Genomic DNA, 20,663 nt, shown 5'->3' on the forward strand with positions numbered 1-20,663 from the left:
CGTGGACGACAGGGCGGACGCCTCGTACGATCGACCGCTCGCGGCGTCGCGCGTGGCCGCCAACGTCGTTGACCAAATATCCGCCCAACCGTAGAGTCCCGGCTGGGCAGGGTTTTGAGACGCAAAAGACAGAGGAACGTGGACTTTTCATACCCGGCGGAAGTGGAACAGTTCCGCGGCGAACTGCGTGACTGGCTCGCGCAGAACCTGACCGATGAACTGGTGGCGGCGCGCCGGTCCACCGGCCGCGATGACGGCGCGTTCGGGATGTTGCGCGCGTGGAACGCGACGATGGCCGACGCGGGATGGGCCGCGGTGTCGTGGCCCCCTGAGTACGGCGGGCGCGGCGCGACGGTGCTCGAGCAGCTGGTCTACACCGAAGAGACCGCCCGCGCCCGGGCGCCGATGCCGCTCAACGTGATTGGGCTGAACAACATCGCCCCGGCCATCATGCAGTACGGCACCGAGTCCCAGAAGCTCACCCTGCTCCCCCGCATGATGCGCGCCGACGACATCTGGTGCCAGGGGATGTCGGAACCCGAGGCAGGGTCCGATCTCGCATCACTGCGCACCCGCGCCGTGCGCGACTGTGACGACTTTATCGTCAATGGCCAGAAGATCTGGACCTCGCTGGGGCACCGCGCCGACTGGTGCCAGCTCTACGTGCGCACCGATCCCGACGCGCCCAAGCACCAGGGGATCTCCTGCCTGATCATCGACATGACACTGCCGGGCATCGAGGTTCGTCCCCTGGTCACGCTCAACGGCGACGCCGACTTCGCCGAGGTGTTCTTCCACGACGTGCGGGTGCCGGCTGACGCGCTACTCGGGCCGCTCAACGCGGGCTGGCAGGTGGCCACCACCACCCTCAGCCACGAACGCGCCGGGGCCGCCAGGTTGTACGCGGAGATGCAGGTGCGCCTCGAGGAACTGGTCGACGATCTCGCCGCGGCCGACACCGGTGTGCTGGACGATCCCGTGACGCTGCGGCGCCTCGGCGAAATCGCGCTTCGCATCAAGTATCTCGAAGTGCTGTGTCAGCGATCGATCTCGGCCACGTTGCATGGCGGGGACGCGCTGGGGTCGGCCAGCCTCGCCAAGACGGTTTGGGGCGAGATCGGGCAGGACCTGGCAGCCCTGGCCTTCGACGCGCTCGGCACCCGGGGCGCCGGCGCGCCGTGGGCGAACTACCGCCTGACTTCGCGGTCGCTGACCATCGCGGGCGGCACCACGCAGATCAACAAGAACATCACCGCGCAACGAGTGCTGGGGCTGCCGCGCAAATGAACCTCGAACTCACCGACGAGCAGTTGGCGCTACGCGACACCACGCGGCGCTTCCTCGCCGAGAAGGCACCGATTTCGCCACACGTGCGAGGGCTGCTCGACGACCCCACCGGGATGGATGAGGCGGTGTGGCGGGGCCTCGCCGGGCTCGGCGTCACCGGCCTGCTGGTGCCGGAAGAGCACGGTGGCGCCGGCATGACGATGATCGAGGCCGGGATCGTCGCGGAAGAGCTGGGCGCGGCGCTGCATCCGGGGCCGTGGTTGTCCACCGCCGTGGCCGCCCCGCGGGCACTGACCCGTCTCGGCGACAACGACATCGCGCCGAAGTTGTTGCGCGGCATCGCCGACGGCACCACGGTGGCCGCCGTCTGCCTTCCCGATCGCGCGCGGCCCGCGGTCATCGCGAGCGGCAGTGAGGACGCAATCGTGGTGCGCGGCGAGATCGCCGCGGTGTCCGACGCCGCTGCCGCCGACGTCCTGCTGGTGGTCGCCGAAGATGGGGAGGGCACAGCGCTTTTCGCGGTGCAGACCGGCTCGTCCGGGGCCTCGGTCTTGCCTGGGCCCGGGATCGACTCAACCCGCAAGCGGTTCCGCGTCACACTCGACGCGGCACCCGCGCAACGGCTGGCCAGCGCATCGGCGGACGACCTGGCGGCGGTGACCGACGACGTGCTGATCGCCACCGCGGCCGATGCGCTCGGTGCCGCGCGCGCCGTCATGCAGCTCGCGGTCGAATATGCGAAGAGCAGAACACAATTCGGTCGGCCGATCGGTTCCTTCCAGGCCGTCCAGCATCTGTGTGTGGACATGTTCGAGACCGTGGAGCTGGCCCGCAGCGGGGTGATCCACGCGCTGTGGGCCAGCGACGCACCCCCGGGCGCCGGTGGCCGGTCCGGCGAAGAGCGCCACCTTTCCGCGCTGCGCGCGAAGGCGTTCGCCGGGCGACTCGCCACCGTGGCCGACACGGCCATCCAGGTGTTCGGCGGGATCGGTTACACCTGGGAGCACGATGCGCACCTGTACCTCAAGCGCCTGCTGAGCTGGAGTGCGTTCCTCGGCGGGCCGGACCATTACCTCACCGAACTCGGTGCGCGCCTTGCCAAGAGCGGCCGTCGCTGATGGAGATCGAATACCTGCTCACCGCGACCCCCTCGGCGCGCAAATCGCTGGACCTCGACGCGCCGGTGGACATCGACGGCATCCGCGACTGCCTGCGGGTCGCCCTGCAGGCCGCGAACGGGTCGAACGCCCAGACATGGCGCTGGCTGGTGATCGCGGACGCGGCGCTGCGCACCAGGATCGCCGAGCTGTACCGCCAGGCCTACCTGTCGCGCGTCGGTGGTCAGGTCATCGCCGACCTGATGCCCGCGGGGACCCCCGAGAGTCGGGTCATGTCGTCGACGGAGTGGCTGGTGGAGAATATGGCGAGGGTGCCGCTGATGGTAATCCCTTGCTATGAACCCTATTTGCCTCGCATCGAGGGCGATGAGTCGTTCCACCTGGCCACGTTGTACGGGTCGATCTTTCCGCCGGTGTGGAACTTCCAGCTGGCGCTGCACACCCGGGGCTACGGCACGTGCATCACTACCCTGCATCTGCATCACGAAGAGGAGATCGGCAACCTGCTCGGGATCCCGCCCACCTACGTCCAGGGTTGCCTGTTGCCGGTGGGCCGGCTACGAGCAGGCCGCGCGTTCTCACCGCCGCGCCGACGGCCGCTCGACGAAGTGGTCGCGCGCGACCGCTGGGACGGTCCGGCGCTCTAGAATAGGGTTTTCACCGCTTTGTGCAGCGCATTCAGCGCGCTCAGTCTGATAACCTCTAACAAAGATTTGGTTCGGATCTGGGTTCGGCACGAGAGGACGAATGCGAATGTTCGCCGGCGCGCAGTCGTCCAGATTCGCACAGCGCTGATCATGGCGAAGGCCGAGTCACTGCGCGCAAGCGGCACGGCTGATTCTCCGACGCGCCGCGCTGAGATCCTGGCCACCGCCGCCTCGTTGATCGCATCGTCGGGATTGCGAACGTCGCTGCAGGAGATCGCCGATGCCGCAGGCATCCTTCCCGGCAGCCTGTATCACCATTTCGAGTCCAAAGAGGCCATCCTCGTCGAGCTGATCCGCCGCTATCAGGACGACCTGGAGCGCATCGGGCGGGCCGCGCAGGCGCGATTGGACGAGCCCGACTCACGCCCGCCCGCCGAACAGATCATCGAACTCGGGACGGCGATCGCGAACTGCGCCGTCGAACACCGCGCCGCATTGCAGATGTCGTTCTATGAGGGACCGAGCACGGATCCGGAGCTGATCAAGCTGACGCAGCAACGGCCCGTGGCGATCCAGCAGGCGATGCTGCAGACGCTGCGCGCCGCCCGGTGGAGCGGTTACATCAAACCCGACATCGACCTTCCCACGTTGGCAGACCGGATCTGCCAAACCATGCTGCAGGTCGGGCTCGACGTCATGCGCCACACGTCCGCCACCGACCAGGTGGCCGCACTGTTGTGCCGAATCATTCTGGAAGGCTTGGCAACTCGTCCACCGACCGACTCGGCGCTGGACCGTTCGAAAGCGTTCGCCGCCGCCGCCGACGTCATCGCGACATGGTCCGACGACAGCGACGCGGACCCGAGCGACAAGGTTGCGGCGGTTCGTGCGGTGGCGCGAGCCGAATTCGGCCGCAAGGGATACGAAGTGACCACGATCAGGGACATCGCCGCTGCGGCCGGTCTCGGCACCGGTACGGTGTATCGCGTCATCGGGTCCAAGGACGAACTCCTGGCATCGATCATGGAATCCTTCGGCAGGAAGGTCGAGGCGGGCTGGGTGAGCGTCCTGCGCTCGGATGCCACCACAATCGAAAAGCTGGACGCGTTGAGCTGGGTCAACGTCAATGCGCTCGACCGGTTTTCCGACGAGTTCAGGATCCAGCTGGCCTGGATGCGCCAATCGCCCCCGGACACGCCCAACCCCGGCTGGCTCTTCGCCACACGGCTGCGACAGATGAAAACGCTTCTCTCCAAAGGCATTCGGTCGGGAGAAATCGGTGTGCACGCACCGTCCACCGCGATGTTGTCCCGCTGTGTCGTCGGCCTGCAGTGGATACCGGAGAACATCCTGCAAGACATCGGCACCCGTGCGGCCCTGGTCCACGCCCGCGACACCGTGCTGCGGGGCGTCGCCGTCCGCGCCAAGTAGGTCGCGATCGACCGGCTGACCCGCCCCGGTATTGAACCAAATAACTGTTACCCATACAGTTGAGCAATTAGAACCGCGTTGGCATTATCCGAGAAGGGGATTTCCATGACCATTGTGGATCGTCTGCGCTACGACGGCAAGCGCGCGCTCGTTGTCGGTGGCGCGACCGGTATGGGCGCCGCGGCGGCCAAGTCGGCGGCCGAACTCGGCGCCGAAGTCATCGTGCTGGACTACGCGCCGGTGGACTACGGCGCGGCTCAATCCGTACAGGTCGACCTGCGCGACCCCGCATCCATCGACGCCGCGCTCGAGCAGGTCAAGGGCCCCATCCACGCCGTGTTTTCCGCCGCCGGGGTCGCCGACGGCACGATCGAGCTGATGAAGATCAACTTCATCGGCCACCGCCACCTGATCGACCGGCTGCTGGAGAAGAACCAGCTGCCCAACGGTTCGGCTATCTGCTTCATCTCGTCGGTCGCCGGCATGGGCTGGGAGAACGACCTCGAAACGATGAACGAGTTCCTGGCCACGCCGGACTTCGCCGCCGCCGAGGCATGGTGCCAGGCGCACGAGGCGGAAGGCATCAACCACTACGGCACCAGCAAGAAGGTGATCAACACCTACGTGGCCAACCAGGGCTACCCGCTGGCGAAGAAGGGGATTCGCATCAACGCGATCTGCCCCGGCCCGACCGACACCCCGCTGGCCCAGGCCAACGCGGACCTCTGGCTCAGCTTCGCCCAGGACTACCGCGACGAGACCGGCTCCAAGGTGCACACCCCGGAGCAGATGGGCGACGTGATGGCGTTCCTCAACAGCGAGGCCGCCTGCGGCGTCAGCGGGATCACTCTGCTGGTGGACTCAGGCCACACCATGGCCTCGATGACCGGCGCCTACGCGCCGGGCAAGCCGATCATCGATCTGATCATGGGCAAGATCAAGTTGTAGTGGCGATCTCAAGCAGCGGGTGGCCGCCAAGGGCGTAGCCGGGCGCGGCGGGTCGCCGCCATTCGCTCGCGCCGCGCTACCGTCGGGGGCATGGCACGAGTCATCGTCATCGGCGGGCACGGCAAGGTCGCCCTGCAGCTGGCCCGAATTCTGACCGAGCGCGGTGACCAGGTGAGTTCGGTCTTCCGCAATCCCGACCATGCCGACGACGTCGCCGCCACTGGGGCCAAGCCGCTGGTGGCCGACGTCGAGCGGCTCGACACCGACGCGCTGGCCGCTCTGCTGGCCGGGCACGACGCGGTCGTCTTCTCCGCCGGGGCGGGCGGCGGCGACCCCGCGCGCACGTACGCCGTCGACCGGGACGCGGCGATCCGGGTGATCGACGCGGCCGCGCAGGCGGGCGTGCACCGTTTCGTGATGGTGTCCTATTTCGGAGCCGGTCCTGATCACGGGGTGCCGCAAGATGATTCGTTCTTTCCCTACGCGCAGGCCAAGTCCGCCGCGGACGCCCACCTGCGCGGCAGCGACCTGGACTGGACGGTGCTGGGGCCGGGTCGGCTGACGCTGGAGCCTGGGACGGGGCGCATTGCGATCGGCCGGGCAAAGGGTGAAGTCTCGCGCGCGGACGTCGCGCTCGTCGCCGCGGCCGCGCTGGCCGACAGCTCGACCATCCGGCGGACCATCGACTTCAACAACGGCGACACTCCGATCGCCGAAGCCTTGGCAACCGGGTAATTGGATCAACGCGCGACAGCGCGAATCCCGTCGATCATGTTGGGCCACACGGCTCGTGGGAATGCCCCGTGCCCTACCCCGTCGAGCAGCAGCAGCCTCGCGCCGGGAATGGCCTTCGCGGTTGCCCGACCGCCCGCGGGACGGATCATGGGATCCGCGGTGCCGTGGATGATCAGCGACGGCAGCCGCAGGGTCGCCAAGGCCGCGGTTCGATCGTCGGCGGCGAGCATGGCTGCCTGCTGCCGAAGCTTGCCGGCGGGATCGTAGGCGCGTCGAAAGCTCTCCGCGCCCACCTCGGCGAGCCATGCGGTGTCCGTCGGGTAGTTCCCGGGCGCGGTGCCGATCACGTCGTACAGGTCGATCAGCTGTTGCCCCGCCTCAGCGGCCGAGTGCACGGGGCGCTGCAGCAACCGGGCGACCTTGATGCTCAACCCGATGCGGGCCCGCCCGATCCGCGCGGACGGGGCGGACGCCAGCGAAGTGAGTGAGCGGACCCGGCCGCGATGCTCGATGGCCATGGTCTGGGCGATCATGCCGCCCAGGGACCCGCCCACGACATTGACCGACGACCAGCCGAGATCGTCGACGACCGCGACCGCGTCACGGGCCATGTCGCCCAGTGAATAGCGGGCCGCGGCGCGCGGCCGCGCGATCATGTGGAACAGGCTCGGCTCCCCGAGGTCCGTCAGGTGGGTGGAGAGCCCGACGTCACGGTTGTCCATCCGCGCCACCTGGAATCCGCGGGCCACCAACTCCCGGCAGAAGTCGTCGTGCCACAGCAGCATCTGCATGCCGACACCCATCAGCAGGAGCAGCGGCGCACCGCCACCCGGTCCGAACACCTCATACGCCAACGTCACGTCACCGTTGCGGGCGGTACGGCAGGTCTGACCGATCACGGCGATGTCCTCTCGTATATGAAGCCATTCCGCAGCCTACGCGCATAGTTCACATTTGAACAGTTCTTTAGCGAACTTTCCGTTATGCTGCGGGAATGCCGCAGACGACCGAACCCCACAGCGAGTTCGGCTACTACGTCCACCGGGTCGCGGCGCTGTTGGACAAGGGCGGCGACGCGATGTTCCGACGAGAGCTGGGCATCAGCCTGCGCCAATTCCTGTTGTTGCGACTGATCGAGATGGGTGACGAGATGGCCTCTCAGCAGGCAATCGCCGACCGGCTCGGCATCGCCAAGAGCGCGGTCAGCCGACACGTCGACATCGCCCGCCGAAAGGGCTGGGTTCAGGTCGACGTGTCGGCGCACTCCCGCCGCCAGAACCGACTAACCCTCACCACGGCGGGCAGCCACCTGCTGGCCAAGGCCAAGACCCTCATCGACCGATCCCAGGCCGAAGGCTTCGCCGGCATACCGTCTTGCGACGTGGACGCGACCCTTCGAGTTCTCAAGGCGCTTCATCAGAGATTGACGGAGCGGCCCTGAATTGGTCGCCGGGCGCGCCAATCCTGCAGTCGGTGCGGTCCACGACCACCAGGGCAGTCCGGGTCGGGGGTAAGCTGCGCTTCGCAGCTGGTCTGCCGTCGCCGCAACCGTGGCGCCGGCGTCGAGCGAGGCCACCAGCCTCGCGAAGAGGGAACCCGGTGAGAATCCGGGACTGTCCCGCAGCGGTATGCAGGAACGACCGCCGTCACACAGCACTGACCTTTCGGGGCCGGGAAGCGACGGCCACTAGGAGCACCTCGGGGTGCGCGCCTGCGAGTCCGAAGACCTGCCAGTTGTGCCGGGCGCGCCGCGTCCGGCGGCTCATCGCCTCGTGGAATGGGCGTTTGGCCGGAGCCGTTGCGGTTAATGCATTTCGCATGTTGCCGCCGCGACGGGATCGGCTGCGCGTCCGCGGGTGGTGACTACACACTCGATTGAAGGACCGCAAGTGACCGCTCAACCATTCACCGCAACCGTTACCGGCTCGCCCCGGATCGGCCCGCGTCGCGAACTCAAACGCGCCACCGAGGGCTATTGGGCCGGGCGCACCAGCCGTGCCGATCTGGAAAACGTCGCCGCCACGTTGCGCCGGGACACCTGGAAGGGCCTGGCCGACGCCGGGCTGGACTCGGTGCCGGTGAACACCTTCTCCTACTACGACCAGGTGCTCGACACCGCGGTCATGCTCGGCGCCCTTCCGGCGCGGGCGGCGCAGGTCGCCGACGACCTGGACCGCTACTTCGCCGCCGCGCGCGGCAACGCCGACGTCGCGCCGCTGGAGATGACCAAGTGGTTTGACACCAACTACCACTACATCGTCCCCGAGATCGGGCCCTCGACCACGTTCTCGCTGAACCCGGACAAGGTGCTATCCGAGCTGAAAGAGGCACTTGGACAGGGTGTTCCGGCCCGCCCGGTGATCATCGGTCCGGTCACGTTCCTGTTGCTCTCCAAGGGTGTCGACGGGGGCGGCGCGCCGATCGGGCGGCTCGAGGAACTGGTCCCCATCTACACCGAGCTGCTGTCGCTGCTCGCCGACCCGTCCGTTGGAGGCGCGCAGTGGGTGCAGATCGACGAGCCGGCGTTGGTCACCGACATCTCTCCCGACGCGCCGGCGCTGGCCGAGGCGGTCTACAACAAGCTGGGCTCGGTCAGCAATCGGCCGGCCATCTATGTCGCCACCTATTTTGGTGACCCGGGCGCATCGCTGGCCGGGCTGGCCCGCACGCCCGTCGAGGCGATCGGCGTCGACCTGGTCTACGGCGCCGGCACCGCCATCGCGGCAGTGCCCGAGCTGGCCGGCAAGACGCTGGTCGCCGGCGTCGTCGACGGACGCAACATCTGGCGCACCGACCTGCAGGCGGCGCTGAGCAAGCTGGCGAGCCTGCTGGGTTCGGCCGCCAACGTCGCGGTCTCGACCTCGTGCTCCACGCTGCACGTGCCGTACTCGCTGGAACCGGAGACCGACCTCGACGACGCGCTGCGCAGTTGGCTGGCGTTCGGCCAGGAGAAGGTTGCCGAGGTGGTGACGCTCGCCCGGGCACTCAACGAGGGCCGCGAAACCGTCGCCAAAGAGATCGAGGCATCCAACGCTGCCGTCGCCTCCCGCAAGAAGGATCCGCGGCTGCACAACGACGAGGTCCGCGCCCGGATTGCCGAGATCGTCAAGTCGGGTTCGCGCCGCGGTGACCCGGGCCGGCGCCGCGCGAGCCAGGACGAGCGGCTGCACCTGCCGCCGCTGCCGACCACCACGATCGGCTCTTTCCCGCAGACCGTCGAGATCCGCAAGGCCCGCGCCGCGCTGGTCGCCGGCGAGATTGACGAGGCCGAGTACGACCGTCGGATGAAACAGGAAATCGCCGACGTCATCACGTTGCAGGAAAACCTCGGCATCGACGTGCTGGTGCACGGCGAGCCGGAGCGCAACGACATGGTGCAGTACTTCGCCGAGCAGCTGGACGGCTTCTTCGCCACCAAGAACGGCTGGGTGCAGTCCTACGGCAGCCGCTGCGTGCGACCGCCGGTGCTCTACGGTGACGTGATTCGCCAGCACCCAATGACGGTGGAGTGGGCCAAGTACGCGCAGTCGCTGACCGACAAGCCGGTGAAGGGCATGCTGACCGGCCCGGTGACGATCCTGGCATGGTCGTTCGTCCGCGACGATCAGCCGCTGGCCGACACCGCCAACCAGGTGGCGCTGGCCATTCGCGATGAGACCGTGGACCTGCAGGATGCCGGGATCTCGATCATCCAGGTCGACGAGCCCGCGCTGCGCGAGCTGCTGCCGCTGCGCCGTGCCGATCAGGACGAGTACCTGCAGTGGGCGGTCGGCGCGTTCCGGTTGGCCACCTCCGGTGTCGCGGACTCGACCCAGATCCACACTCACCTGTGCTACTCGGAGTTCGGTGAGGTGATCGGCGCGATCGCGGACCTGGACGCCGATGTCACGTCGATCGAGGCGGCCCGCTCGCACATGGAGGTGCTGGACGACCTCAACTCGATCGGCTTCTCCAACAGCGTCGGACCGGGCGTCTACGACATCCACTCACCGCGGGTGCCCAGCGCCGACGAGATGGCCGCCTCGCTGCGCGACGCGCTACGGGCGGTTCCCGCCGAGCGGTTGTGGGTCAACCCCGACTGCGGTCTGAAGACGCGCAAGACCGACGAGGTGACCGCGTCGCTGCAGAACATGGTTGCCGCCGCGCAGGAGGTCCGCGCCGGGGTCTAGCCGCGAACGTCACGCCAGCGTGGCGCTCGGCGCCGAGCGTCACGCTGGCGTGGCCCCTTCTTGCGACAGCACCTCAACGGGGACGTCGTCGGCCCACGGTTGGCGGACGACCATGTCGGCGACGCGCACGATACCGCGTTCGAATTCGCCCGTCGCCGCGTCGACCAACCGGTATGCCTGCGTCTGCTTGTGAATAGGTTGCGCGTCGAGCAGAACCACGCGGACCTCGCCCGGTTGGAAGTGGCAGCGCTGCTGCAGGGCGGCGATCAGTTGCTCGTTGTGCATGTGGCCGTCGCCGAAGTTCCAGCCGATGGCGGTGCTGCAGATCCGCTCGCCGTCGGTGATGACGTAGTCGTCCTCGTTCTGCCCGGCCATGGCGCGGTGTGCCAGCGTGAACAGCGCCCGCCCGTGAGTGTTGAAGCCGCGGAACGCATATCCCATGTAGACCGGAATTTGGGCCGCCTCCGGGCTGCCGTAGAACCGCTCCAGCTGGGCCTGCGGCATGCTGGCGATCGCCACGATGCCCCTGCTGATCTTGTCGTTGGCCGAGGGCTTGATGCACCACAATGTGGTGTCCCAGTTCCCGGCGTAGTAACGCATTCCCGGCAGGAACGAGATCTTGCGCGGAAACACGTTGCCCAGCACGACGATTCCCGCGACGACGACGAAGAGGACCGCGACCACCACGGGGTGCCTGACGTCGCGCAGCCCGATGTGGGTGTGCGCGACGAACAACGACAGCACACCGAAGATCATGAAGACGTTCCATTCCAGCGGGACGCCCATCGGAATCGAGACCAGGATCCCCAGGTGGAAACAGACCATCGCGATGGCCGCGATCGTGACGGGCCATCCGCCGTGACAGAAGAACAGCGGTAGCGGCACCAACATTTCGATGGCGGTGCTCAGGTGCGCCAGCCACCGCGCCGGCCGTCCGGGCCGCAGGTCGTCCGGGAAGTGCTCGAAGAAGCGCCGTTTCAGCCAGCGGGGCCGCACCAGCGGGTTGTTGGACATCATCGTGGAGATCACGAACGGGAAGTGCTTGTTCAGCTTTGACGTCGCGGCGCCCATCCAGATCACCAAGAACACCACCTTGGACCCGACGATCATGTCCGGCCCGGCGAAAAGGAACGTCACCGTCATGGTCGCGTACACCTCACCACGCGCGGCCAGGAAGATCACCTTGTCGCGCAGCGCGACCACCGCCAGCAGCCCCAGGATCAACACGATCTTCCAGGCGGGTATCAGCCCGACCGTGGTGCCCAATTCGGCTATCGGTCCGGTGCCGTCGGAGAACAGCGTCGCCAGCGTCATCAGAAGGAAGAGCCCGTACAGCGCGACGTCGACCGGTTTGCGCTTGGTGCCCTTGGTCAGCGGGACCCGATCCGGCCACGGTGGCAGACGGATGGTGCCGAAGCGCATCCAGTACAGGATCGAGCCCATGGGCGGGAAGAACCGGTTGTTCAACGGCCCGAAGCCACAACCGAGCCCGATCACCTCGAAGAGCATCGTGTAGAGCACGACCTTCTCGAACACGATCGGCTCCGACCACCACGATGCGACGCGCGTGAACCCGCCGAGGCCGTCGGTGGCGGACGCGAACAGCCACGCGCCCAGAATGTAGAGCAGGATCTTGACGACATAGAACAGATGGAGCACGACCGGCGTGCCGAAGCCCACCTCGGCCCAGTGCCTGGCCATTGGCCGGATCTTGTCGCTACGGGTGCCTTTGTTCCATTCGGCCATGTCGAGCTGCGGCAGCTCAGGCTTCAGAAATCCCATGGTGTAAAAGACTAGAACCCGTTCTCGGGGTGCGTACTACAACCGTGGGCAAATAAACCTTTGCCGGCGTCTTTCACGTCGATACCGTTGCTGATCATGAGTAGGTCTCGGTCGCTGGTATTGGCGGTGGCTGCCGCCGCGGTCGCGATCGCATCGGCCGTCGAAGGCCGCGCCGATTCACCCACGCCCGGTGACGAGTGCACCGTGTTGCATGCGATCGCGCGCGACGTCAACGACAGACCGATGTGGTGCAATCCCACCACCACTGGGCCGCATACTCTGGTGTGGCAGCACGGCGGGCCCGCATAGCGGTGGTTGGCGGGTCAGGTTGTGCACCAATGTATTGCACGCCTGCGCTACCAACCACAGGCTGGCCGGGCACACAAGCGGGGCGGAAATCCGCGTTAACCGGCCACCGCCGACACCCCCGTCGGTGTACTTTGCTGCTGGGGGGTCGACGAGGTCGAGGAGCCAGCAGTGTCCGAGGTTGATTATTGCGTGGTCGGAGCTGGATTCGCCGGCCTGACAGCCGCTTTGCGACTCAAACGAGCCGGCCATTCGGTCGGCTTGCTGGAGGCGCGTGATCGGGTCGGCGGCCGCACCTTCACCGAGACCCACGCCGACGGGACGTGGATCGATCGCGGCGGCGCGTGGATCGGTCCGGGCCAGGATCGAATTCACGCGCTGATGAACGAGTTCGGCGTGCCGGAATACAAGCAGCACAACGACGGCGACGCCATGATGATCCTCGGTGGCAGAAAACACCGCTATGGGGGCACCATCCCGTGGACGGTGAGTCCGTGGGCGGTCGCCAACCTTGGGCTCGGTTTGGCCGCCATCGAGAAGATGTGCAAAGAGATTCCGCGCGAAGCCCCTTGGGACGCAAAGAAAGCCCAGGTGTGGGACCGAATCAGCATCGGAGAGTGGATCCGCAAGAAAACCATGTCCAGAGCGGCGGCCGAGATGCTGGAGATGGCCTTCGCCGGCCTCTATACCTCGGCGGGGTCGGAAACCTCGTTGCTCTGGGGGCTGCTTCAGACCGCCTCCGCGGGCGGACTCACCTTCGCGATTTCGGGCAAGGGCGGCTCTCAGGATGCCCGCCCGGTCGGCGGGATGGCGGCGCTGCACCGCCCGATTGTGGCCGAATTGGGTGCGGCGCTGCACCTTTCGCAGCCGGTCCGGCAGATCACTCAGGATACCGACGGTGTGACAATCGACGCGGCCGACCTGACCGTGCGGGCGCGCCGAGTCATTGTCGCAATCCCGTTGGCGATCGCCACCTCGATCCATTACGAACCGATGCTGCCCGTGGACCGAGCCTTGCTGCACCAGCGCATGCCAAGCGGTGCGGTCATCAAGACCTCGATCATTTACGACGAGCCGTTCTGGCGCGCCGACGGACTGTCCGGCCAGTCCGCCGCGCCGAACTCCCCGGCCACGCTGACCATCGACGCCTGCACGGACACCGGGAACCCGGGCATCATGTGCGTCATCACCGAGGGCCCCGCGGCGCGGCGGCTGACGAGCCTCGACGAGGCCGAGCGCAAGGCGGTAATCATCGGCGAACTTGTCGACCGGTTCGGCGCCAAAGCCAAAGCGCCACTGGAATTCCACGAACAGAACTGGACGCTGGACCGCTATTCCGGCGGCGGAATGATCGGCCACGCCCCCACCGGCGTGCTGACCGAATTCGGCTACACCCTGCGCGAACCCTGTGGGCGCATCCATTGGGCCGGTACCGAAAGCTCGACCGTCATGTGCGGGTGGGTCGACGGCGCGATCCGCTCGGGCGAACGCGCCGCGGCAGAGGTGGCCGCAGCCGAGACCGCGGCGGTCGCGTAGTTACCCGGCTTGCTTGGCCGGCGGGCGGTAGAAGATCGCCAGCTGACCGATGGCCCCGGCCAGGCCGAGCACCACCGAGATCACCAGCCCGTGCCAGCCGTCCATCCAGTTCTTCCCGAAGACAAGGTAATCGAGGCTGAACTTGCCCGCGCCCAGTGTCGCCACGGCCACGGCGCTGACCGCCAGCACCAGGTTGTATTCCCAACCCTCCTTGACGATGAAGAAGCCGTTGGCGCGGTGCACCGTCCACGCCGCGACCAGCATCAGCGAGACGAAGCCTGCCGCCGGGATCGGGGTGAGCAACCCCGCGGCCAGGCCCAGACCGGCGGCAAGTTCCGTGCTCGCCGCCACGGTGGCGTGAAATTTGCCGGGCTTCATGCCGATGCTCTCGAACCAGCGCGCGGTGCCCGGGATGCGGCCGCCGCCGAAGAACTTGTTGTAGCCGTGCGCGGCCAGCGTCACGCCCAATACCAGCCGCAGGATCAGCACTCCAACGTCATGGAACGTGTCATATGAAGTCATGACTGTAAACCTAGATCATGGGCCGGGTGGCACCACAAGAGCCACCGAGCAGCTACGTCGTCTTTTCCGCTGGTCCGTGTGGGAATATTACGGGCGTTCCGACGTCGGCCCGATCAGCTATCACAGCGCAAAGGGGGTGCACCACGGCTGGCACCGCACGAGGTAGCGGCGCCCACCGCTATGCGTCAAGCGGCCTTGGGTCTGCGCCTTCCGAGCACTCCGTGGTGTTGCTGGACGGCACATCGAGTCACCCGCGCGAACTGCTGGGCAACAAGGGTCACGGCATCGAGGTGATGCGCAGGCACAACCTGCCGGTTCCGCCCGCGTTCTGCATCACCACCGCGGTGGGCGTGCGGTATCTGGCCGATCCCGTGGCCGCCTTGGACGCCGTCTGGGACGACGTACTCGACCGGATCGGCTGGCTGGAGGCACAGACTTCGCGCACGTTCGGGCGGGGGCCGCATCCCCTGCTGGTCAGCGTACGCTCCGGGGCCACCCAGTCGATGCCCGGCATGATGGACACCATCCTGGACCTCGGAATCGACGACGACGTCGAGGAGGCGCTGGCGGCGGCCGTCGGCCACGCGTTCGCCCGTGACACCAGGCGGCGGTTCTCGGACATGTACCGGCGCATCGTCGGGGTTCGCGAACAAGACTCGATTCCGTTGGACCCGTACGCCCAATTGCGGGCCGGCATCGAGGCGGTGTTCGCTTCGTGGAACTCACCGCGCGCCATCGCCTACCGCGCGCACTACGGGTTGGACGACAAGCACGGCACCGCCGTGATCGTGCAGGCGATGGCATTCGGCAACCACGGCGCCAATTCCGGTGCCGGGGCGTTCTTTTCCCGCAATCCGATCACCGGCGACAACGAGCCGTTCGGTGAATGGCTACCCGGCGGTCAGGGCGACGACGTGGTGTCGGGATCGGTCGACGTCGAACCCATCGCCGCGCTGCGTGACGAACAGCCGGCCGTCTACGACCAACTGATCGATGCCGCCCGCAGCCTGGAACGGCTCGACTCCGACATCCAGGAGATCGAGTTCACCGTGGAGAACGGCCGGCTGTGGCTATTGCAGACGCGGGCGGCGGAACGATCGGCGCAGGCGGCGGTGCGCTCGGCCCTGCAGCTGCGACACGAAGGACTCATCGATGACGCGGAGACGTTACGACGGGTGACGCCCGCACACGTCCAGACCCTCCTGCAACCCGCGCTGCAGCCCGAAACGCGTTTGACGGCACCGCTTTTAGCCAAGGGACTGCCGGCGTGCCCGGGCGTGGCAACGGGCAAGGCGTACACCGATGTCGACGAGGCGCTGCGCGCCGCCGATCGGGGTGAACGGGTGATCCTGGTCCGCGATCACACCCGCCCGGAGGACGTGTCGGGCATGCTGGCCGCGCAGGGCATCGTCACCGAGGTCGGCGGCGCCACCAGCCATGCGGCGGTGGTCAGCCGCGAACTGGGCAGGGTGGCCGTGGTGGGCTGCGGTCCCGGGGTTGCGGCGGTCCTGGCCGGTAGGCACATCACCGTCGACGGTGCCGAAGGCGAAGTGCGCGAGGGCGATTTGAGCCTGTCCGCGTGGTCCGAAGACGATACGCCGGAACTGCGCGAGCTCGCCGACATCGCACGGCGGATCAGCCCGCTGCGCGCACACGCTGCGGGCGAGCACCCCCGCTTGGACGACGGCTCCGAGGCCGCCGTGCGCACGATGCTGGACAGCGGGCACGCCGACGTCGTCTCGGAGACGCCGTTGGCCGTGATGCTGACCGCCCTGCGCCTGGCCGGGGAACGCGAACCATGACCGAATTGGCGGTGCTGCAAGCGGTTCGGCTCAAAGGCCGGGTGAGCCCGGCCGATCTCGCCGCGACGCTGGGTGCGGACCTCGGCGACGTCGTCCCCATCATCGAGCGGTTGACCGCGGAGGGAATGCTGAGCGGAAGCGCGACACTGCGGATCACCGGCAGCGGCGCCGGCAGGCTCGCGGTGATGCTCACCGAAGAGCGCGAGGGCATCGATTCGGCCGCGATGGCCGCCGCCTACGACGACTTCAGCGTCGTCAACGCCGATTTCAAACACCTGGTGACGGATTGGCAGCTCAAGGGCGGACCGGACGGCGTCCCGAACGCCCACGACGACGCCGACTACGACGCCGCGGTGTTAGCGCGCCTCGACGGTGTGCACGCCCGCGTGATACCGATCATCGAGGCGGCCGCGGCGCATCTGCCACGGCTGAGCGCCTACGCGGCGAAACTGGCTGCGGCACTGGACAAAGTGAAGGCGGCCGACACCACCTGGCTGACCCGGCCGTTGATCGACTCCTACCACACGGTGTGGTTCGAGCTGCACGAAGAGCTGATCGTCGCCGTCGGGCTGACCCGCGAGGAAGCGGCCAGGTCCGGCGATGGGCAGTAGTCAGAGGGCCGCGCCGAGCAGTTCCAGGTAGGCGTCCACATCGGGCAGGGCCGAGGCCGCCGCGTGCACGCTGATGGCGATGGTGTCTCCGATGCCGTGCACCCCATGCGTCAGGCCCATCATCGGTGACAGCGCAGGGTACCCCGACGTGAGCACCACCCGGGCGCCGCCGAAGCTCAGATCGGCCGCCCCTCGGTTGACGCTGGACACCACGGTGTTGCCGGATACCTGCGTCCCTCGCTCCTGTGCATCGAATTGTGCTATGCCCCAACGCAACAGCACGGCCGGCACCGCCGCGAAAGCGCGGTCGGCGGCCCGAGTCGCCGGGTGGCCGAACCGGCGCCGGCCGTTGGCAAGGTCGGCGGCGATGCGCGCGGCGCGCGCGTGCGGCTCCAAGTTGGGGTATAGCCCCACCACGATGTTGCCGAAGTGGTTGTGTGCCCGCGGAGTGCCGATCTTTGCCATCGGCACCTCGGCTCCCAGCGAATCACATTGTCCACCGAGCAGATTGGACAGCGCCCGGGATACAGCGCTGAGCACACTCACGGTAACCGTCGGACCCGGCAATTCGGAGCGGTGCCGCACCAGCGTCCGCACCGCGCGGGCGCCCTCGGGACGCGCATTCGTCGGCAACAGCGGGCGCGACCCCGCGCCGGGCGCCAGCACGCCGCCGCGGATGTCGCGCTCCAGCCGGCGATGAGCGCGGGCCGCCTGCGCGGCTTGCCAGGGCAGAAAGCCGGCCCGTGGGGCGCGCACCGCGGGCACCGGCTCGGGCCGGCCGAACAGCCAGGCCGCCATCGCCGCGGAGCGGGCGCCGTCGGCCAGTGCGTGCGCGACCTGCAGGACGGCGACGGCGCCGGGAGCGGTGGCGCCGGGGATGCCGCGCACCGGGGTGAAGACGTGCAGCCGCCAGGCCATCCGGCGAATGTCCAGTTGGTCGTCCGCCAGGCCGGCGACTGCCGCCAGCACACCGTCCCAGCTCTGGTCGGCGAGGTCGTGGCGGGCCACCTGATCGCGGGTGACGGCCACCGGCACCCAGCGCGGGTAGCGCACCCGGCTGCGATCGCACACCCGCATCGTCAGTGCGGGCTCGGCGTTGGCCCGCGCGCAGAGTTGCTCGACGGCACGCGGGTAATCGGCCGGCTCGCCCTCGAACGCGTACAGCAGGAACTCGTCGTTGGGGATCTTCGCCGACATCCAGTAGAACTGCGCGTCGACGGCGGCCATCCGCCCCGCCGCCATGTCAGCCGGGTGAGCCGATGAATCCGAGCACCAGGTCGGCGACCTTGTCGGGCTGCTCGAGTTGCAGGAAGTGGCCGGCGTGCTCGACGATGCCGACCTCGCTGCCCGCGGGCAGCACCCTTTCGGCCCAGCGCGCGAAAGCCGGTGTCATGCAACCGTCGTCGCGACCGTGCAGGTACAGCGACGGCAGCAGGGGCGCTTCGGTCCAGAACTGGTTCAGCTCGGCATACCGCGGCGACGGCCGGGTGTTGCGGACGGTGGCACGGTACGGTCCGAGCGCCGCGCGCCAGCTCGCCGGCGCCCCGATCGCGGCGTCGACATGTCGCAAGTCCTCGTCGGCGCGATAGCCGGGCGACCACCGCCGCCACAGCAGCGGCAATACCCAGGACGCGGAACGCTCAGGTAGCCAAGGCAATTGGAAGTACATGATGTACCAGCTGCGAAACATCTGTCGCGCGAGATGGGCGGCCAGCCTGCCTCGATCGGCCACGGCGCCGCCGCGCGGCCGAAACGCCGCCGACGGCGGCACCGACATGATGACCGCCTTGGTGAAGGGACTGTCCGGCATGGCGGCCAGGCCGGTGCCGGCGATCGCGCCCCAGTCGTGGCCGATGATCACGTCGTGCTCGGTGCCGCCCGCGGCCGAACGCACGCGCAGGGCGTCGTCCATCAACGCGCCCACCTGATAGCCGCCGTCGACCGGGATCGACGACGGCGCGTATCCGCGCATGAACGGCGCGACCACCCGCCACCCCGCCTCGGCGAGCCGGGGAGCGATCTTGCGCCAGCCGTACGGCGTGTCGGGAAAACCGTGGAGGCAGAGCGCGATGGGACCGCCGTCCGGCCCCCAGGTGAGGGCCTTGAGGTCCCCCGCAGAGCCGGTCGCATCGATCCAGCCCGGTTCAGCCATGTGATCAACCTAGCCCGTGGCGCCCCGCGACGCACCGACCCTGGTGGATATAGGGTCAAACCGTCACTGCACCAGGGGTTTTCACTTCGCTGCCGTGGCGGCTCGTTCCAGATCGGCGATGATGATCTTGCGCATGCCATACATCGCGTTGGTCGCCGCCGCGGCCCGCGAGCGATCGGGATCGCCGATCAGTTCGTACAGCCGGTCCGGGACGATTTGCCAGCTCAACCCGAAACGATCTTTGAGCCAGCCGCATTGCGATTCCTCGCCGCCGTCGGCCAGCCGGTCCCAGTAGTAGTCGACCTCGTCCTGGTCCTTGCAGTGGATCGTGAAGGACACCGCTTCGGTGAAGTGGAAGTGAGGTCCGCCATTGATCCCGATGAACCGGGCGCCGTCGAGCACGAAGCTGCCGGACAGGACCGTACCGGGTTCGCCCGGTCCGGCGTCGGTGGTCTGGTTCAGGCCCTCGATGTGGGAGTTGGGAAACACCGAGGTGTAGAACTTCGCGGCGTCCGCCAGGTTGTCGTCGAACCACAACGACGGGGTGATCGATGGCATGTCCGGTGCCTCCTTGGTGGCTTGTTGGTCTCTGCCCTTGACTGACCCCTCGACGGACGAAAACTCACCGCTGCGTCCACCCGCGGGACAGTGCTTAACCGGCCTATGTAACGTCAGATCGCATGAGCACCGTCAGCAGCACCCCCGAGACGGTTGAGTTTGCCGGCGTCGACGGGATCACCCTGGTCGCCGACGAGTGGAACCGCGCCTCTGACGGTGCCGGGCGCCCGAGCATCCTGATGCTGCACGGCGGCGGCCAGAACCGGTTTTCCTGGAAGAACACCGGTCAGACGCTGGCCGATGAGGGTCTGCATGTGGTGGCACTGGATTCGCGGGGACACGGAGACAGCGCACGCTCCCCCGACGCCGACTACGAGATCGAGACGCTGACGGGCGACGTCCTGCGGGTGCTCGAAGCCATCGGCCGGCCCGTGACGATCATCGGCGCCAGCATGGGCGGGCTGACCGGCATCCTCGCCGCGCACCGGGCCGGTCCCGCTAAGGTGACCCGGTTGGTGCTCGTCGACGTGGTCCCCCGATTCGAAAAGGGCGGCAGCGCGCGAATCCGCGACTTCATGTTCAGCGGCCTCGACGGCTTCGACTCGCTCGAACAGGCCGCCGACGCCGTCGCCGCCTACCTGCCCTACCGAAGCAAGCCGCGCAGCCCCGAGGGGCTGAAGAAGAACCTGCGCCTGCGCGACGGCCGCTGGTATTGGCACTGGGACCCCGCGTTCATGACCAAGCCCGGTGACGATCCCGAACTGCGCACCGAGAGCTTCGAGCAGGCCGCCAAGAGCCTGACGATCCCCGTCCTGCTGATCCGCGGCAAGCTGTCCGATGTGGTGAGCCCAGAGGGCGTTCGGCATTTCCTGGCCACCGTGCCGCGCGCCGAGTTCGTCGAGCTGTCCAACGCCGGGCACACCGCGGCCGGCGACGACAACGACGCGTTCAGCGACGCGGTGGTCGCGTTCGTCAATCGCCGCTAGTGTCCTGAGTCATTAATTGCAATGTAGTTGTTAAACTGGGTTGTGCCGACGCCTCATGCCGCCGAGATTGTGT

Annotated in this window: 19 protein-coding genes and 1 riboswitch; of the genes, 13 read left to right on the forward strand and 6 right to left on the reverse strand. The window is 67.7% G+C overall.

Features of this window, described 5'->3' with window-relative positions; translation table 11 throughout:
* Positions 1-138 precede the first annotated feature (138 nt).
* The 6 genes from OQ789_RS14960 to OQ789_RS14985 all read left to right on the forward strand — a co-directional run bounded on the left by OQ789_RS14960 (position 139) and on the right by OQ789_RS14985 (position 6,166).
* Positions 139-1,287, forward strand: a complete 1,149-nt coding sequence (locus tag OQ789_RS14960; protein ID WP_324686721.1) for an acyl-CoA dehydrogenase family protein — start codon at positions 139-141, stop codon at positions 1,285-1,287.
* A complete protein-coding gene (locus OQ789_RS14965; protein ID WP_324686722.1) occupies positions 1,284-2,405 on the forward strand; it encodes an acyl-CoA dehydrogenase family protein in 1,122 nt (373 codons plus the stop codon). The genes OQ789_RS14960 and OQ789_RS14965 overlap by 4 nt, the downstream gene beginning before the upstream one ends.
* A complete protein-coding gene (locus OQ789_RS14970) occupies positions 2,405-3,052 on the forward strand; it encodes a nitroreductase family protein (RefSeq protein ID WP_324686723.1) in 648 nt (215 codons plus the stop codon). The genes OQ789_RS14965 and OQ789_RS14970 overlap by 1 nt, the downstream gene beginning before the upstream one ends.
* A gap of 150 nt (positions 3,053-3,202) precedes the next feature.
* Complete coding sequence (locus OQ789_RS14975; protein WP_324686724.1) at positions 3,203-4,483, forward strand: TetR/AcrR family transcriptional regulator; 1,281 nt, start codon at positions 3,203-3,205, stop codon at positions 4,481-4,483.
* Positions 4,484-4,588: 105 nt separating this feature from the next.
* A complete protein-coding gene (locus OQ789_RS14980; protein ID WP_324686725.1) occupies positions 4,589-5,431 on the forward strand; it encodes an SDR family oxidoreductase in 843 nt (280 codons plus the stop codon).
* 90 nt (positions 5,432-5,521) lie between these two features.
* On the forward strand, positions 5,522-6,166 hold the full coding sequence (locus OQ789_RS14985; RefSeq protein WP_324686726.1) for an SDR family oxidoreductase: 645 nt from the start codon (positions 5,522-5,524) through the stop codon (positions 6,164-6,166).
* Positions 6,167-6,171: 5 nt separating this feature from the next.
* Here the strand turns inward: OQ789_RS14985 and OQ789_RS14990 are convergent, their stop codons facing one another.
* Complete coding sequence (locus OQ789_RS14990; RefSeq protein ID WP_324686728.1) at positions 6,172-7,065, reverse strand: alpha/beta hydrolase; 894 nt, start codon at positions 7,063-7,065, stop codon at positions 6,172-6,174.
* Between the two features lie 95 nt (positions 7,066-7,160).
* Here OQ789_RS14990 and OQ789_RS14995 point away from each other — a divergent pair, with 95 nt between their 5' ends.
* Both OQ789_RS14995 and metE read left to right on the forward strand, forming a co-directional pair.
* Complete coding sequence (locus OQ789_RS14995) at positions 7,161-7,607, forward strand: MarR family winged helix-turn-helix transcriptional regulator (protein WP_324686730.1); 447 nt, start codon at positions 7,161-7,163, stop codon at positions 7,605-7,607.
* Positions 7,608-7,751: 144 nt separating this feature from the next.
* A riboswitch (cobalamin riboswitch) is annotated at positions 7,752-7,895 on the forward strand.
* 160 nt (positions 7,896-8,055) lie between these two features.
* Complete coding sequence (gene metE / locus OQ789_RS15000; protein ID WP_324686731.1) at positions 8,056-10,335, forward strand: 5-methyltetrahydropteroyltriglutamate--homocysteine S-methyltransferase; 2,280 nt, start codon at positions 8,056-8,058, stop codon at positions 10,333-10,335.
* 39 nt (positions 10,336-10,374) lie between these two features.
* On the opposite strand, the gene OQ789_RS15005 is transcribed toward metE, so the two are convergent.
* Entirely contained in the window at positions 10,375-12,117 is a 1,743-nt protein-coding gene (locus OQ789_RS15005; protein WP_324686732.1) for a DUF3556 domain-containing protein, read from the reverse strand.
* 96 nt (positions 12,118-12,213) lie between these two features.
* Between OQ789_RS15005 and OQ789_RS15010 the strand changes: the two genes are divergently transcribed.
* On the forward strand, positions 12,214-12,426 hold the full coding sequence (locus OQ789_RS15010; protein ID WP_324686734.1) for a hypothetical protein: 213 nt from the start codon (positions 12,214-12,216) through the stop codon (positions 12,424-12,426).
* 168 nt (positions 12,427-12,594) lie between these two features.
* On the forward strand, positions 12,595-13,959 hold the full coding sequence (locus OQ789_RS15015; RefSeq protein WP_324686736.1) for a flavin monoamine oxidase family protein: 1,365 nt from the start codon (positions 12,595-12,597) through the stop codon (positions 13,957-13,959).
* Here the strand turns inward: OQ789_RS15015 and OQ789_RS15020 are convergent, their stop codons facing one another.
* Positions 13,960-14,481, reverse strand: coding sequence for a DoxX family protein (locus tag OQ789_RS15020; RefSeq protein ID WP_324686737.1), 522 nt, complete (start codon positions 14,479-14,481; stop codon positions 13,960-13,962).
* A gap of 221 nt (positions 14,482-14,702) precedes the next feature.
* Here OQ789_RS15020 and OQ789_RS15025 point away from each other — a divergent pair, with 221 nt between their 5' ends.
* Positions 14,703-16,283 carry a pyruvate, phosphate dikinase gene (locus tag OQ789_RS15025; RefSeq protein WP_324686738.1) on the forward strand — a complete coding sequence of 527 codons (1,581 nt, stop codon included), beginning with the start codon at positions 14,703-14,705 and terminating at the stop codon, positions 16,281-16,283.
* Positions 16,280-16,894, forward strand: coding sequence for a MarR family transcriptional regulator (locus OQ789_RS15030; protein ID WP_324686739.1), 615 nt, complete (start codon positions 16,280-16,282; stop codon positions 16,892-16,894). Before OQ789_RS15025 ends, OQ789_RS15030 begins: the two co-directional genes overlap by 4 nt.
* Here the strand turns inward: OQ789_RS15030 and OQ789_RS15035 are convergent, their stop codons facing one another.
* The 3 genes from OQ789_RS15035 to OQ789_RS15045 form a co-directional block, all read right to left on the reverse strand.
* Positions 16,895-18,136 (reverse strand): WS/DGAT domain-containing protein, encoded by a 1,242-nt coding sequence (locus OQ789_RS15035; protein ID WP_324686740.1) that lies wholly within the window; start codon positions 18,134-18,136, stop codon positions 16,895-16,897. It abuts the gene before it with no gap.
* A gap of 1 nt (position 18,137) precedes the next feature.
* Positions 18,138-19,046, reverse strand: a complete 909-nt coding sequence (locus OQ789_RS15040; protein ID WP_324686741.1) for an alpha/beta fold hydrolase — start codon at positions 19,044-19,046, stop codon at positions 18,138-18,140.
* Between the two features lie 81 nt (positions 19,047-19,127).
* On the reverse strand, positions 19,128-19,604 hold the full coding sequence (locus tag OQ789_RS15045; protein WP_324686742.1) for a VOC family protein: 477 nt from the start codon (positions 19,602-19,604) through the stop codon (positions 19,128-19,130).
* A 122-nt stretch (positions 19,605-19,726) separates the two neighbouring features.
* Here OQ789_RS15045 and OQ789_RS15050 point away from each other — a divergent pair, with 122 nt between their 5' ends.
* Positions 19,727-20,590 carry an alpha/beta hydrolase gene (locus OQ789_RS15050; protein WP_324686743.1) on the forward strand — a complete coding sequence of 288 codons (864 nt, stop codon included), beginning with the start codon at positions 19,727-19,729 and terminating at the stop codon, positions 20,588-20,590.
* Positions 20,591-20,663: the final 73 nt, after the last annotated feature.

Origin of the sequence: Mycobacterium sp. 94-17 (assembly GCF_035617725.1) — a bacterium.
Classification (GTDB): domain Bacteria; phylum Actinomycetota; class Actinomycetes; order Mycobacteriales; family Mycobacteriaceae; genus Mycobacterium.